General features: G+C 46.5%; 15 protein-coding genes. 12 read left to right on the top strand and 3 right to left on the bottom strand.

The window, feature by feature from the left end; genetic code table 11:
- Positions 1-32 precede the first annotated feature (32 nt).
- Together EC604_RS03510 and EC604_RS03505 are read left to right on the top strand one after the other, a co-directional pair.
- Positions 33-1,370 carry a glycoside hydrolase family 43 protein gene (locus EC604_RS03510; protein ID WP_123062753.1) on the top strand — a complete coding sequence of 446 codons (1,338 nt, stop codon included), beginning with the start codon at positions 33-35 and terminating at the stop codon, positions 1,368-1,370.
- Positions 1,371-1,481: 111 nt separating this feature from the next.
- Positions 1,482-3,326 (top strand): glycoside hydrolase, encoded by a 1,845-nt coding sequence (locus EC604_RS03505; protein ID WP_123062752.1) that lies wholly within the window; start codon positions 1,482-1,484, stop codon positions 3,324-3,326.
- Positions 3,327-3,434: 108 nt separating this feature from the next.
- Here the strand turns inward: EC604_RS03505 and EC604_RS03500 are convergent, their stop codons facing one another.
- Positions 3,435-4,223: a helix-turn-helix transcriptional regulator gene (locus EC604_RS03500; RefSeq protein WP_123062751.1), complete on the bottom strand. Its 789-nt coding sequence runs from the start codon at positions 4,221-4,223 to the stop codon at positions 3,435-3,437.
- A gap of 8 nt (positions 4,224-4,231) precedes the next feature.
- Here EC604_RS03500 and EC604_RS03495 point away from each other — a divergent pair, with 8 nt between their 5' ends.
- From EC604_RS03495 to EC604_RS03475, 5 genes are all read left to right on the top strand, one after another.
- A complete protein-coding gene (locus tag EC604_RS03495) occupies positions 4,232-4,777 on the top strand; it encodes an NAD(P)-binding domain-containing protein (RefSeq protein WP_240036628.1) in 546 nt (181 codons plus the stop codon).
- A 12-nt stretch (positions 4,778-4,789) separates the two neighbouring features.
- Positions 4,790-5,347 (top strand): GNAT family N-acetyltransferase, encoded by a 558-nt coding sequence (locus EC604_RS03490; RefSeq protein WP_123062750.1) that lies wholly within the window; start codon positions 4,790-4,792, stop codon positions 5,345-5,347.
- Positions 5,348-5,475: 128 nt separating this feature from the next.
- Positions 5,476-6,231, top strand: coding sequence for an exodeoxyribonuclease III (locus tag EC604_RS03485; RefSeq protein WP_123062749.1), 756 nt, complete (start codon positions 5,476-5,478; stop codon positions 6,229-6,231).
- Positions 6,232-6,793: 562 nt separating this feature from the next.
- Positions 6,794-7,369 carry a hypothetical protein gene (locus EC604_RS03480; protein WP_123062748.1) on the top strand — a complete coding sequence of 192 codons (576 nt, stop codon included), beginning with the start codon at positions 6,794-6,796 and terminating at the stop codon, positions 7,367-7,369.
- Positions 7,370-7,585: 216 nt separating this feature from the next.
- A complete protein-coding gene (locus EC604_RS03475) occupies positions 7,586-8,563 on the top strand; it encodes a diaminopimelate dehydrogenase (protein WP_123062747.1) in 978 nt (325 codons plus the stop codon).
- A gap of 79 nt (positions 8,564-8,642) precedes the next feature.
- On the opposite strand, the gene EC604_RS03470 is transcribed toward EC604_RS03475, so the two are convergent.
- Complete coding sequence (locus EC604_RS03470) at positions 8,643-9,497, bottom strand: pentapeptide repeat-containing protein (protein WP_123062746.1); 855 nt, start codon at positions 9,495-9,497, stop codon at positions 8,643-8,645.
- A gap of 223 nt (positions 9,498-9,720) precedes the next feature.
- Between EC604_RS03470 and EC604_RS03465 the strand changes: the two genes are divergently transcribed.
- Positions 9,721-10,182 (top strand): GNAT family N-acetyltransferase, encoded by a 462-nt coding sequence (locus tag EC604_RS03465; protein ID WP_123062745.1) that lies wholly within the window; start codon positions 9,721-9,723, stop codon positions 10,180-10,182.
- Between the two features lie 114 nt (positions 10,183-10,296).
- On the opposite strand, the gene gdhA is transcribed toward EC604_RS03465, so the two are convergent.
- Positions 10,297-11,685 (bottom strand): NADP-specific glutamate dehydrogenase, encoded by a 1,389-nt coding sequence (gene gdhA / locus EC604_RS03460; protein ID WP_192895046.1) that lies wholly within the window; start codon positions 11,683-11,685, stop codon positions 10,297-10,299.
- A 390-nt stretch (positions 11,686-12,075) separates the two neighbouring features.
- On the opposite strand from gdhA, the gene EC604_RS03455 reads away from it, so the two are divergent.
- The 4 genes from EC604_RS03455 (at position 12,076) to EC604_RS03440 (ending at position 15,238) form a co-directional block, all read left to right on the top strand.
- Complete coding sequence (locus EC604_RS03455; RefSeq protein WP_123062744.1) at positions 12,076-12,603, top strand: GreA/GreB family elongation factor; 528 nt, start codon at positions 12,076-12,078, stop codon at positions 12,601-12,603.
- Positions 12,593-13,099, top strand: coding sequence for a cation:proton antiporter regulatory subunit (locus EC604_RS03450; RefSeq protein WP_192895045.1), 507 nt, complete (start codon positions 12,593-12,595; stop codon positions 13,097-13,099). The genes EC604_RS03455 and EC604_RS03450 overlap by 11 nt, the downstream gene beginning before the upstream one ends.
- Before the next feature lie 3 nt (positions 13,100-13,102).
- Positions 13,103-14,308, top strand: a complete 1,206-nt coding sequence (locus EC604_RS03445; protein WP_123062743.1) for a cation:proton antiporter — start codon at positions 13,103-13,105, stop codon at positions 14,306-14,308.
- Between the two features lie 213 nt (positions 14,309-14,521).
- Entirely contained in the window at positions 14,522-15,238 is a 717-nt protein-coding gene (locus EC604_RS03440) for an expansin EXLX1 family cellulose-binding protein (RefSeq protein ID WP_123062742.1), read from the top strand.
- Positions 15,239-15,308: the final 70 nt, after the last annotated feature.

The raw sequence follows: 15,308 nt of genomic DNA, 5'->3' as shown, positions 1-15,308 counted from the left end.
TATGATCTTATGCAAGATAAGGAGTTGGGTTCATGTTAAGTAAAAGGAAAGGCAGGGCACAGCGATGGGGCAGACATAAGGCTGTACTCCTACTCACGTTAGGATTGTTGATGATATTCACGGTCACATTCCCGAATACGGTGAAAGCAACAACCAGTGTGTATACGATGACGGCCTTTACGAACACAAGCGAGTCCAACATGTATATCTATGAGTCATATAACGCGAAACATTACGGTTTGCTGAAAGGTCCAGCGTATACCCCACCTGCGGCGGACTTGATTCGCGATCCCAGCATCATGAAGCACACGGATGGTTTGTACTATGTGGTGTACACCACAAACTGGTCAGGCAATACGATTGGCATCGCGTCCAGCCCTGACAAGATGAACTGGACGTTTGTCCGCAACATTACGCTGTCTACCACAACCCCGATCGCCCATGCCTGGGCACCGGAATGGTTCAAAGACACGAGCGGCAGTGTGAGCATCATCGTATCCCTCTCTCCTGGCAATTATCAGAACTTCAAGCCACATGTCATCACCGCATCCGGAAGCAATATGGCATCCACACCGTGGTCTGCACCTGCGGTGCTTACAGGACTTGCTCCCAACTATATTGACACCTTTGTAGTAAAGACAGGATCGACCTATCACGCGTTTACGAAGAACGAAACGACCAAATACATTGAATATGCCACGTCCAACTCGCTGAAAGGGCCATACACGTTTAAAGGCACAGGTAATTGGGCCGGCTGGGGTTCCGGGGTAGAAGGGCCGGCATTGATCCAACTGGATAACGGTTCCTGGCGAATTTATTTTGATGGGTATGCAGATCACAAATATTATTACAGCGACTCGGGGGACCACTTTCAGAGCTGGAGTGGCAAACAGGAAATCGCGGGTTTATCCGGTATGGTTCGCCATATGACGGTGCTGAAAGAGTCCGGTCAGCCGGGGGATATTCGTAAGCTGGAATCGTTTAACGTACTGGGTAGTTTCATTCGCCACTTCAACTATCAAGCTCGGATTGATGCCAGCGTGAGTCCGGTAGAAGATGCTGAGTTTCGTATCGTTCCTGGTCTGGCGAATGCGATGGGCATCTCGTTTGAAGCGATGAATTATCCTGGTTATTTCCTGCGCAATAATAATGGTAATGTCGTGCTGGTTAAAAATGACGGCAGTGCTGCGTTCCGCAATGATGCGACGTTCAAACGGGTCAAAGGGCTGGCGAATGCAAGCTGGACTTCGTATACCTTATTTAACAATCCGAATCTGTATCTGAGACACTACGATCAAGTGTTACGATTGCAACCTGTTGTCACGGCTCTGGATAAATCCGATGCAACTTTCCGGGAGATCACTCCATAGCTCTTGGCAAGTGTCGAGACTCAGCAGACGATTTCGGTTTTAATCGTAATGGATTGTACCCGAATGTTTTTACCCAATGACTTATCTAAAAATGTCTAAGGAGTGAAGTAGATGAAGTGGTTGAAACGAGTGAGTGCGGTGCTGCTAAGTGGAACACTGCTGGTCGGAAGCTTGGGTTCAGGGTCCGAAGTATCGGCTGCTGGAGCTTATACGGCTGTGGCTGATCCATCGAAACAATATCAGACGGTGGAAGGTTGGGGAACATCGCTGGCTTGGTGGGGCAAGGTCGTTGGTGAATATTCAAATCGGGATGAATATGTGGAGAAAATGTTTAATCCTGCGACAGGAATTGGCATGAACATTCTGAGATATAACATCGGAGGCGGGGATGATCCTTCATCCAATGTCCTTGAATATCGTAAAGCGGTTCCTGGTTTTCAACCTACTCCAGGCGTATACGACTGGACTGCCGACGCAAATCAGCGTTATATGTTGCAAGCTGCCAAGGCACAAGGGGTCAACATCATTGAAGCTTTTGCTAACTCCGCACCTTACTGGATGACGATCAGTGGCAGTGTCTCGGGTGCGGCGAATGGCGGTAATAACCTCAAGCCGGATTATTATGATGATTTTGCTGATTATTTGACGGAGGTTGTGAAGCATTTCCGGGATCATTGGGGCATTACATTTGATACGGTGACCCCACTGAATGAACCCATCTCGAATTGGTGGAAGCAAGGGAATGATCAGGAAGGCATGCACTTCGGCCTTGCTGAGCAGAATTCGATTCTAAGTCAGGTTCAGGCATCTTTGATTGCCAAAGGACTAACCACCAAGCTGAGTGCACCGGAAGAAAACAATCTGGATGATACCAACACCTCCTATAAAAGCTACAGTAATGCCGTCCAGTCAGCGATCAGCCAGATTAATACACATACGTATAATGGCAGCAACCGAACGGCACTGCGTAATACGGCAGCATCTGCAGGCAAACATCTATGGACATCCGAATACGGAGATGGGGATGCAAGTGGTCTTACCATGTCACGTATCATTCTGAAGGATATGCGTAACATGGGTGCTACGGCTTGGGTGTACTGGCAGGCCGTAGATAGTGCGGAAGGCTGGGGATTTTTCAAAAACGTGCTGAACAATACGAAAACGACCAGTTATACCGTAAATCAGAAATACTATGTCATGGGAAATTACAGCAAATTTATTCGTCCGGGTTATAAAATCATCGGCATGAGTGATGCGAATACACTTGCGGCGTATGATGCAACCTCCGGCAAAGTGGTATTGGTTACGACAAACTCGGAATCTACCGATACTTCGGTAACCTATGATTTGAGCCGCTTCTCAAGTGTAGGTTCGTCCGTACAAGTGTACCGCACTTCGGCAACGGAGAAATTACAACAGCTTACGAACATATCAGTTCAAAACAAAAAGTTTACAACGACGGCTAAAGCGAATTCGGTAACCACTTATGTGATCTCTGGCGCATCCTACAGTGGCAGCACAGGGTATGAAGCAGGGGCTATTTACAAGCTTGTTAACCGTAACAGCGGCCTTGTATTGGATGTGAATGGTGCTTCATCAGCCGGAGGAGCGACCATTATTCAATGGAGTGATAACGGAGCGGCCAATCAGCAATGGAAGCTGGAGCCTGCAGGTAACGGGTATTACAACATTCGGAACGTTGGCAGCGGACTGTTGCTTGATGTCAATTCCGGTTCCACACAGGGCGGAGCATCGCTGATTCAGTGGCAGGCTAACGGAGGTTATAACCAGCAGTGGCTGCCGATTGATGTAGGCGGATATGTCGTTTTGGCGAATCGTAACAGCGGTCTTACTGTCGATATTAATCAAGGATCGATGAACGCAGGAGCGTCCACCATCCAGTGGGAGGATAACGGCGGAGCGAATCAACAATGGAGTTTAGTTAAGGTGAACTAGAATATGATCTCCCCGGTAATAGCATGATGAATGAGGAACAGCTTGCTCATAGCAGGCTGTTTTTCATTTGAGAGGATTTACTGGAATAGCAATTGCGGGATTGGACAACTAATCCCCATACTGTGCAGTCATGGCTTGTAACTTGGTGCGAATCTGGTCACGAACCTGAGGAGGATGTGTCACATGGGCATCGGTTCCCAGGCTGAGAAAGAAACTGACCACCCATGGAGTATAACTCGTGGCCATCTGAGCGTGGATTGTTCCTGAGCCATCTTCGTTAACCTTTATGTACTGCGATAACCACACATCAGATTGACATCTTCGGACGCCTTCTGGTGACAGTAACACCTTAAGCTCCAGTGGAGTTTCCTCATCATTTCTCATGATCCATCCTTGTATGTTCTCTCCAGTCAGGTCTACTTTTTGGCTTTGATCCACTGCACGGAAACAATAGGCCCTGCAATACCATAAACCATTCATCGTATCCAGCCCAAGAGGTTGAATCAATCGTTCCTGCGCTGCGCTTGCTTCATAGCAAATCTGTATGATTCTCTGTTCTAAAGCCGCCTCCAATAGATCCTTCAAGTAAGGAACATCGAGTTCATGCGGGGGTACCCAGAAGGTGAGTCTTTGTTGCATGCATTCAATTTTACGTTCAAGGTCACTAGATAAATAATGAAAAAATTTGCGTAACGCACTTTGTACTTCATTGTTAAAAGGAAGGGATTTATAGTTCTGTAAAGATTGAGCGGCAAAAAACAAAGCCATAGCTTCATGCTCGGAAAAACTGATGGGTGGGAGCACCTTTTCTCGTAAAACACGATAACCACCATGAGGACCAACTTCGGAATAAAGGGGGATGCCCAGCTCGCTTAATTCCCCAAAATCTCGAATCATGGTTCGGCGTGATACTCCGCACTCATCAGCCAATATGGAATCGCACAGCGACAAGAGCAGATTCCATTGTTGAAAAAGGAGCAGTACTCACATCTACGGCAGCTGAAGCGATTCGTGCTAGTCAAATATCGATTATCTGTGTGTCTGATTACAAGACTTCATATGAAGTACTGGATGTAGAAGACGTACATGCGGCCTTGTCGGGACGAGTGCTCATCCAACTTACTACAGGAAGCCCTGAACAGGCCCAAAAGCAGGAAATCTGGGCAAACACCCATGGTGCTGCATATATAGATGGAGCAATAGCGGCTGCCCCTACCCAGATCGGTAGATCTCATGCGACCATTTTCACTTCTGGATCGATGGAAGCTTTTGATAAAGTAAAGCCGGTTCTCCGTGAACTAGCAGGTCATGTTCCTTATTACGGAGAACAAGTTAGTGCGGCTGCTTCAATTGACCTGGCATTCCTGTCTTATCTGTTTGGGTCATATCTTGGATTCTTCCACGCATCACGAATTCTTGAGTCCGATAAATGGAAGAAATTTCGCATGTAAAGGAGAATACGTATGAATATATTATTTGAATTTGACACGTTTCCGCAAATAGAAACAGAGCGATTTGTGCTCCGTGCAGTAACAGATAGTGACAGTGGAGATCTACTGGCACTGTACTCAGATGAGACGGTTGTCGAATATATGCCTCTCGATCCCTTCGAATCCGAACAGGATGCCCTTGACGAGATGAGCTGGTATAGGAAGATTTTCAAGGAACAAACGGGTTTACGCTGGATGATCGAAGATAAACAGTCTCATCGAGTCATTGGAACGTGCGGATATCTGGGGTATGAAGAGGAACATCATCGCGCAGAGATCGGTTATGATCTGCTCTCATCGTGCTGGGGCAAAGGTGTGATGACAGAAGTTGCGCGTGCTGTGCTGGAATTCGGATTCAACCAGTTGCAATTGAACAAAATTGAAGCGAAGGTGGACCCGGGGAATGAGGCGTCCATTCGTTTACTGCACAAGCTTGGTTTCCAGCAGGAAGGTCTGCTGAGGCAGCATGAGTTTGAGAAGGGCAGATATGTTGATCTCGCTGTTTTCTCGAAGCTACAGAGTGACAACTAGCCCTTGTCTTCCTCCTCCAACTTCATTTCCATGCTCATTTCCCATCTCAGTCCTCGTGCCCAACATGTGATGTCTTGTCCCGTGAATTAGGCTCATGTTATATTGGAGAGATGTGAGGGGATGAGAATATGAAGCTGGTGTCCTGGAATGTGAATGGACTTCGAGCGTGTGTGAATAAAGGATTTATGGATTATTATCAACAAAGCGAGGCCGATATTTTCTGTCTTCAGGAGACGAAATTACAGGCTGGACAGATCGAGATGGATTTGGGCGAAGACGTCTATCAGTATTGGAACTATGCGATCAAAAAAGGATACTCCGGTACGGCTGTATTCAGCCGCATCAAGCCATTGTCTGTGTATTACGGTATGGAAGAGGACAGTGAGCCGGAAGGCCGAATGATTACGCTGGAGTATGATGCCTTTTATCTGATTAATGTATATACACCTAATGCCAAACGTGATCTGACCCGGCTGCCTTACCGTCTGGAGTGGGAAGACCGATTCCGTTCCTATGTCCTGCAATTGGAGCAGACGAAGCCTGTAATCATCTGTGGGGATCTGAACGTGGCTCATCAAGAGATTGACTTGAAAAACCCGAAGCCGAACATGGGCAACTCCGGATTTACGGATGAGGAGCGCGGCAAGATGAACGACCTGCTTGCATCAGGATATGTGGACAGTTTCCGTCATTTGCATCCAGATCAAACCGATGTGTACAGCTGGTGGTCGTATATGCCTAAGGTTAGAGAGCGGAACGTGGGCTGGCGCATTGATTATTTTCTCGTGTCTAATCAGCTCGCTCCGCGTGTTGCCGATGCCTATATCGACTGTCACGTCATGGGCAGTGATCATTGCCCTGTGGGTGTTAAGCTGGAACTGTAAAACAGTAAGTGAATAAGCAAGCAGAACCTGACAACCGTTTGTATCCCGAAAAAGGGATGCAGGCGGTTTTTTACGTCATACTGTGCCTCAGAGGTAGGGGAGAGGAACTGGACTTTGGTAGGGGAAAGGACTGGACTCCGGATTGTTTCAATCCCGCCATTTCTTGGGTACGATTGAAGCATACATATATTATAAGTTGATGATTCATTGATACAGAGCGGAGAATAAAAGCATGGGACTATCCCGTGTGAAAAATATGAAATAGTTCAAGCAGTTCAATCGTAAACAACCTGTATATAGAAGGAGGAGGGTTGTATGAAAAAGCTCAAAGTCATCACCCGATTCCTATCGATTCTTGCAATAAGCTGCCTGTTATCCTTGACGGTGTTATCGTTGTCGGTCATCTGGATTGACATACCGTAGAAGCGTACACGTTATTCAGCAGACAAGGGAGTTCGACTAAACGAAGGAGGGATGTGCAAGGTGCATATAAGCGTTCTTCTGAAGTACGAATGTGATTTTGAAGAATGACAACATAAAACAACTAAAAGGAGTGATTTTAATGGCGAAAAAGAAAAAAGTTCTGCTGGCCTGCGCTGCGCTGGCTATGATGGTGGCATTAAGTGCGTGCAGCAGTGCTGCTGACCAGCCCAAAGGTGAATCTGAGAAGGTAAATAGCGAGGCAACATCTGGAACCTCCAAGCCAGCTGTCACAGAAAATACAAACGAAGCTGCGACAAATACAGATACAGAAGCCTCATCCACGCCGGCAACTTCGGAAACATCTGCAAGTAAAGGTGAAAGTAGTACGGCGGAAGGCATGCCGGAGTACTTGCCTAAAGATTTCCCATTACCAGACGATGCAAAAATTACTACAGCGACTTCCGGAGAGGATGAAGGGAAGAAGTCAGCCATGATGATCTTCACCACGGAACAGGACATGAAGACGGTATCGAAGCTGTACAAAGATTATTTTACAGACAAGAAACTGGCAGACTCAGGACAGCTGATTGATGAAAAAAATATTGTTATTCAAGGGACTGAACCGGACACGAAGCAACATTGGTCTTTGATCGGTGGAGCACTGTCGAGTCAGGAAGGTGTCGTTGAACTCACGTTAACCTGGTCCGAATCGTAAAAAGTTGCCGCCTGAATGTCAAAGCTTTCTTTGATAAAATAGAATCTTTATACATGGAATTGTTTATTTACCCATACCTTGTGGCAGTACAGCGTTAAAGCTGTCCCTCTGCAAGGTATTTTTGATTTGCATCTGGAAACCTGACAAGTTACATGGTATGTTATATCCTTAGATAGACTTATAGACAAAAAGATTCAGACAGGGAGAGGATTAAATATGATTAAAGTTGGTATCGTAGGTTACGGTAACTTGGGTAAAGGTGTTGAGAAAGCAATTGCACAGAATGATGATCTGGAGCTGATTGCCGTATTTACACGTCGTAATCCAGAGCAAATGGTGGCTGAAGGTACAGAAGTTCGCTTTGAGCATATCTCTGCGGCTGAGCAGTACATAGGCAAAATCGATGTCATGATTTTGTGTGGGGGGTCTGCAACCGATTTGCCGGAGCAGACACCTGTCATCGCCAAGCTGTTTAATACGGTAGATAGCTTCGATACCCACGCGAAGATTCCGGAGTTCTATGAAGCGGTGAATGCGGCGGCTGAGCAAGGTGGGCATGTAAGTGTGATCTCAACAGGCTGGGATCCGGGCTTGTTCTCGATGAATCGTCTGCTGGCACAATCTATTTTGCCGGAAGGGAAAGAGTATACGTTCTGGGGCAAAGGAGTTAGTCAGGGTCACTCCGATGCCATTCGTCGTGTACCCGGCGTGAAAGCTGGTGTTCAGTATACGGTTCCTGTAGAAGAAGTGATTGATCGCATTCGTTCAGGCGAGACACCGGAACTGTCGACACGCGAGAAACATCTGCGTCAGTGTTATGTTGTGGCAGAAGAGGGTGCGAACCAAGATGAGATTCGTGAAACGATTGTGAATATGCCTAACTATTTCTCGGACTACGATACGACAGTTACCTTCATCAGTGAAGAAGAATTGAAATCCGAGCATGCAGGTATGCCACATGGCGGTTTCGTAATTCGCAGCGGAATTACAGGTAACGGGCAGAAACAAATTATCGAATTCGGTCTGAAGCTGGACAGCAATCCGGAGTTTACCGCGAGTGTACTTGTGGCATATGCCCGTGCAGCACAGCGTTTGAGTAAGGAAGGACACAAAGGCGCGAAGACGGTATTTGATATTCCGCTGGGTCACCTTTCTCCAAAATCCGCTGCGGATCTCCGTCGTGATCTGCTGTAATCTTAGTTAGTTCGGTAAGTAGTCTTGGAAAAATAGCTCGTCCTTCGGTGGAAGGACGAGCTATTTACATTGCGCACCTTTAGCGCCAATGAGAGGGTTTGTTCAAATGACTGGGGAGCAAGGTGCGGGCATCTCCCATGGCCGCGTTCAGCTGAGCCTGCGTCAAGAAGATAGCACCGCGGAGATCGGCTCCGCCTAGCTCTGTATCCCGCAAGTCTGCACCAATCCAATCGGCGTTTCGTGCATCGGCGTTACGCAGGTTCGCTGCAATCATAAGTGCGCCCCGGAAGCTTGCGCCTCTCAGGTCTGCTCCTTGCAGATTAGCCCCCAGAAAATCCATGCCACTGCGTTTCTTGCCTTTGGGCTTTCCTTTTGCTTTTGTAGATGCTGGGGCACTGTTACGTACGATTTCACTAGCCTGAATTAGTAGTGTATTCACAGTTGCTCGATGGCTCGTGATGTCCAACTGCAGCAGAGCTGCCGGTTCCAGATCACTCAAACGCGCTACATCTGGATAGACTTTTTCAAGTGAGGCATGCAGCGAAGACGTATCGGGCCGCATCATAACCTCTCTCATATAACTGATCAACTCATGAATTTGACGCAGTACAGGCAGGCAATCATACATTTCACGGGCCGTTTCGGGATGGTTACGCCAGCTTCTGTCCGCATACGTCACTTGTGATAGCTTCTGACCTGCACCAAAACAATCATACACGGTGCAACCTTTGAAACCCTTCTGTCGAAGCTGGGTGTGGATACCACATCGATAGTCCTCCTGCAGATTGGGGCAAGGTGTACCGCTGGACTTGTCAAAAGCAAAGTCCGAGGATTTGCCATAAGGCAGGGCCACACAACATAATCCGTAACACTGCTCGCAGTCTGCTTGCAGATGAGGACGTTCAATGTGGTTTAAAGAATGGTTAGACAACATACACACTTCCTTATCATAATAAGAACCTGCTGATCTCAAATGTAACGATAAAATCATGTCATGTTCACTTTACCATTGTAAGGAAGTCACTTCAATGAAATGGATACCCTCTATATATGCCTGGTTCAAATAAACATACAAAGAAGTGCATTATGTTAAAATGTGAAAAGAGTATGATGAATAAGAGAACATATGGACGGACCAAGAATGGAGCTAGCAGAACATGGATGAATTCAAGATACGTCAAGCTACCCAGGAAGATCGGGAGCAACTGGCCAATTTACGAGCCTTGGTGCTGTATGATGATTTGACGCGTTTGGGGCGTTATGATGAGATTCGCGTGAGGGAGCGTTTCCGAAATACGTTCCAGCCGGAACATACACAAGTGTTGGAGCTGGAAGGTGCTTTAATTGGATGTGTGTCATTAAAACCGGCAGATGGAGAGTTTTTGCTGGAGCACTTCTACATTGATCAGGACTATCAGGGCAGGAAACTAGGTACAAAGGTGCTTAACATGTTGCTCGAACAGGAATCAGTCAAGGGTAGACGTGTGACGTTAAACGTGTTGAAAGGAAGTCCGGCGAAGCGTTTATACGAACGATTTGGCTTTACGGTGGATGATGAAGATGAAGTAGATGTGTTCATGTCTAGAGCTTATCAAGGGATCGAAACCTCCAATAGTTGAGTATATTGCACGATAAAAAAAGAAGCCTCTTCTCTGCATGGCCGCTAAACGACCATTGCATGAGAAGGTAAGGCTTCTTTTGTATGAACCATTAAAAATGCGGTAAAAAAAGAATTACACGACGCCTTGGGCAATCATCGAATCCGCTACTTTGAGGAAACCAGCAATGTTTGCTCCAGCAAGCAAGTTGCCTTCGCAGCCGTATTCTTCAGCCGCTTCTACGCAGCTTTTATAAATATTTTTCATAATGTCATGCAGTTTGGCATCGACTTCTTCAAATGTCCAGGACAACCGCATGCTGTTCTGTGACATTTCAAGAGCGGACACGGCTACACCGCCGGCGTTCGCAGCTTTTGCAGGGCCAAACAGCACGTTAGCGCCAAGGAATACATCAATGGCAGCCAGTGTGGACGGCATATTCGCGCCTTCACCAATGGCTTTGACACCGCCTTGAACCAGAAGGGTCGCTGCTTGCTCGTCGATTTCGTTTTGCGTTGCACACGGCAGTGCGATATCACAAGGGATAGACCAGATGCCCTCGAAACCTTCGGTATACGTCGCATGCGGGTGTTCTTTGACGTATTCGCTGATCCGCAGACGCTCAACCTCTTTCAGGCGTTTTACCGTATCCAGATTAATGCCTTGCGGATCATGTATGTAACCGCCAGAGTCACTGCAAGCCACAACGCGAGCACCAAGCTCTTGGGCCTTCTCGATGGCATAGATGGATACATTGCCGGAACCGGAGACAACAACGGTGCTGTCCTTGAAGCTAAGTCCTTTGGAGGCAAGCATTTCATTAACAAAGTATACGCAGCCATAGCCCGTTGCTTCTTTACGTGCGAGACTTCCGCCGTACAACAGACCTTTGCCTGTCAGTACACCTGCTTCATGACCGCCACGAATGCGTTTGTACTGACCAAACATATAACCAATTTCCCGAGCGCCCACACCAATGTCACCCGCAGGTACGTCTGCGTCCGGACCGATGTATTTGTACAGCTCTGTCATGAAGCTTTGCGTGAAACGCATCACTTCCTGATCCGATTTTCCTTTTGGATCAAAGTCAGACCCGCCCTTACCGCCGCCGATTGGCAGGCCAGTCAGTGCATTTTTGAAAATTTGTTCAAAGCCCAAAAACTTGATAATGCCCGAGTATACGGATGGGTGGAAACGAAGTCCGCCTTTGTAGGGGCCAATCGCGCTGTTGAATTGTACACGGAAACCGCGATTCACCTGAACTTTACCCTGATCATCGACCCAAGGCACACGGAACGTGATGACCCGTTCTGGCTCAACAAGTTGCTCTAGCAGACTGTGGTTTCTGTATTTGGGATGTGCTTCGATGACGGGGATCAGTGAATCCAGGATTTCCTTAACAGCCTGATGAAATTCATTCTCGTTCGGGTTTCTCGCGATAACTGACTCATAGACGGAATGAACATATGCTGCTGCAGTAGTAGCTTGAGATGACGTTGAACTTTCTTTAGTAATCGTGGACACTTTTTCAATGCACTCCTTTATCGTGTTAAAGTCTCTAGATACCTATTTGTATAAATTGCATAAAAGTTTGTAGTTAAATATACAGGAAAGGAAATAAAAATACGAGACAAAAATCCATAAAATGTTTTTTATGAGGCAATTAAAATGTTCTATAGATCTATCATTAAATGTAAAGAATATCGTGAAACGTTGGATAATATACCCAAAGTATAGAATTAAAACCCAAGTTAGCGGAATTGATTGGATTAATAATTTCATTTTGGTAAGATGGTAAGAGGGGCTCGTAATTCGGGCCCTTTTATTATAAGAAGGAGGACAACAGGATGATGAAGAGTAACAACAAGCGAATCAACGTGGAGAACAAGGCGTGCATAGGAGGTGAGATCTACTATGAACCGTAGGACTCCACTTGACAATTGCAGAGAAATGCTGGTGAGTCAGCTGTTGACCTTGGGCGAAGAGAAAAGAACTTTTCTTGACGCTTATTTTGACGTGCGTAATCCCGAGCGCATACAGCTGGATAAACAATTGACAGCCTATACAGACCGAATAGAGCAATTACTTGCTGGTCCGGATGAGCTGTTAAATTCCGTTGTGCTGATCGGTAGTCAGATTGAACTGGAATACGTTGATTTTCATACATGTGACACTTTAACCGTGGTTATGCCAGAGGAAGCAAATCCGGATGAGGGACTGATTTCATTCCTTTCGCCTGTGGGACGTCAACTGCTGCTTGGGGAAAAAGGAGAAATGCGAGCCATCTCTACGCCTTCGGGTTCCATGAGAATACGAATAGCAAGCATCGGATGGGCTTCGCAGCAGAACATAGAGCAGGAGCAACAACCGGAGCATTTGGATGAGCCGAGTGGAAATACGCTGCAAGGTTTGTCTCGGGGAGGTGCGAATCATGCACTTTAAAGAAACGGATCTGCCCGGCATTGGACGTAAATATTGGCTACACACCCGTAGCGGAGAGCACCTAGTCATTGTGGTTCATAACGATGAGCGGCGTGATTTGTTTCATATGGAATCCGGAGATCAAGCGGAAGAGCTTGGCGATATGGTCTCATTGGTGACGCTTGATGATGATGAAGCAAGAGCTGTAGCAGCTATTGTCGGCGGTATGACATATAAACCGCAGTTCCAGAACGACCGTGAGGTCATGCTGGAAGGGCTGCTGATTGAATGGCTTCGCATTGAACCTCACGCTGCTTGCATCGGGAAGACCATTGGAGAGATGAACATCCGGCAGGTGACTGGTGTCGCGATTCTGGCGGCAGTTGACAAGGAGAAGGAAAAGCAATTTAATCCGGGGCCAGAGTACGTTTTTACCAGTGGAGCAACGATCGTTGTTGCTGGTGAACGTGACCAGCTCAAGCAGCTCAAACAATGGTTAACCGATGGGCGGATGTAGCGTATGGATATGCTCATATTCGAAGTGGGGGTTGCCGTTGCGCTGATTACACTTACGGGATTAATATCTGCACGACTACGATTTTCGGTTATTCCATTTTACATTCTGGTCGGTATGGCCGTTGGACCGCATGCACCACAGTTTGGCATTGTGGATTTACGATTTATCGAAAGCTCGTCTTTTATTGAATTTATGGGCAGGCTGGGTATTTTATTTTTATTGTTTTATCTGGGATTGGAATTTTCGGTCTCCCGGTTATTAAAATCGGGTAAAGCCATCCTTACCGGTGGTATATTCTATGTGGCTCTCAATTTTGTATCAGGCTTGCTTCTGGGCTGGTTCATGAATCTGCCACTTCAGGAAACGATGGTCGTATGCGGGATCATGACGAGTTCATCGACGGCTATTGTTGCCAAAGTGCTCGTGGACTTGAAACGTACCGCGAATCCAGAGACAGAAATTATTATGGGCATGATTATGTTTGATGACTTGTTTATTGCCATTCATATTTCCATTCTGACTGGGCTTGTGCTTAGCGGGGCAACTTCATTTGTAAGTGTGCTGCTGGTATCTCTCTCTGCTCTGCTGTTTATTGTACTGTTCCTGATTATCGGCAGGAAGAGTATTAAATATATCGATAAAGCATTGAACATTAAGTCCTCGGAGTTATTCCTGCTTACGATTATGACATTGCTCTTCCTCGTAGCCGGATTCTCGGAAACCTTACATGTGGCTGAGGCGATTGGTGCGTTGATGATTGGCCTTGTGCTTGGTGAATCCAGACATGTCAGCCGAATTGAGCAGCAGATTATGCCGTTCAAAGATTTTTTTGGTGCCCTGTTTTTCTTCAGCTTTGGTCTCACGATTGAGCCATCTTCTCTCGGCGGAGCTGTAGGGATGACGCTGATTGCCGTCGTTCTAACGATTCTAAGTAACTTTGGTGCAGGTATGATTGCAGGGAAAATGGCTGGAGTATCGAACAAGGCCTCGTTAAATGTGGGCTTTACCCTGGTATCTCGGGGCGAGTTCTCGATCATCATGGCGAACATCGGTAAGGCCGGAGGTCTGATGGCATCCATTCAATCCTTTGCTGTGTTATACGTGCTGATTCTGGCTGTCCTTGGGCCTATTCTGACGAAAGAATCTCCTCGCCTCTATGCGCAATATGAACGATTCCGTAATCGGGAGAAACGCAAGGAAACAGGATAAGGGTAAGAGAAGCGCGTCGCACGTTGCTGGAGAATGAATTTTCTCCCAAGTGCGGCGCTTTTTTATGAATGATAAAGCAGGACTTTAGATGTGATTTTTCGGAAACATATTTAAATATTTTAAAAATTATGTAAAATAATGTTATTCGTTGTCTGTGACAATGAAGAGCTATATTTTAGAATCACAGCCAAAATGATAAGGAGGAGTAACACAATGAGCAAGAAAAGTAGATTCCAGCGTTTAAGAAGGTCTGCCACAGGTATACTGCTCGGCCTTGTCTTGTTTGCTTTACCTGCATCTGCTGCCTGGAATGATACATATCAAGGGTATGCTACGTACACGGGCTCGGGTTACTCGGGTGGTGCCGTACTGCTAGATCCGATTCCAGCAGATATGAAGATTACCGCACTCAATCCCTATCAACTTAATTATAATGGTGTCAAAGCTGCTTTAGCAGGGGCCTATCTAGAAGTTCAAGGGCCCAAAGGAAAAACCGTGGTTTATGTAACGGATTTATATCCGGAAGGAGCCAGTGGAGCACTGGATCTCTCACCGAATGCGTTCAACCAGATTGGTGATCCTCAAGCAGGGAAGATCAATATCCGTTGGAAAGTAGTCAAAGCGCCGATTGAAGGGAACGTATCTTATCGGATTAAGGAAGGCAGCAGTCAGTGGTGGGCAGCCATTCAAGTCCGTCATCACAAATATCCGGTGCTGAAGTTTGAAGTGAAGCAGAAGGACGGCTCATGGCTTAATCTCGAAAAGCAAGATTATAACCATTTCCTTGGTACGGGACTGGGTAAGGAAGAATTAAGTATTCGGATCACCGATATTCGTGGTAAAGTGGTGTATGACACCATTCCAGCTCTGCCGAATGATGGATCTGGCGGTGCATACATTGTACCGGGTCATGTGCAGTTCCCGGATTAGATGAAATGTGAATCAAAATAAGTATGATCATAGAGGAGTTTTAAAGTCGTACATCGTACGGCTTTTTTGA

It is taken from the genome of Paenibacillus amylolyticus (assembly GCF_003719335.1).
In the GTDB taxonomy this organism is placed as follows: domain Bacteria; phylum Bacillota; class Bacilli; order Paenibacillales; family Paenibacillaceae; genus Paenibacillus; species Paenibacillus amylolyticus_D.
Note: the sequence above shows the minus strand (reverse complement) of the source record. Positions and strands in the feature narration are given on the sequence as shown.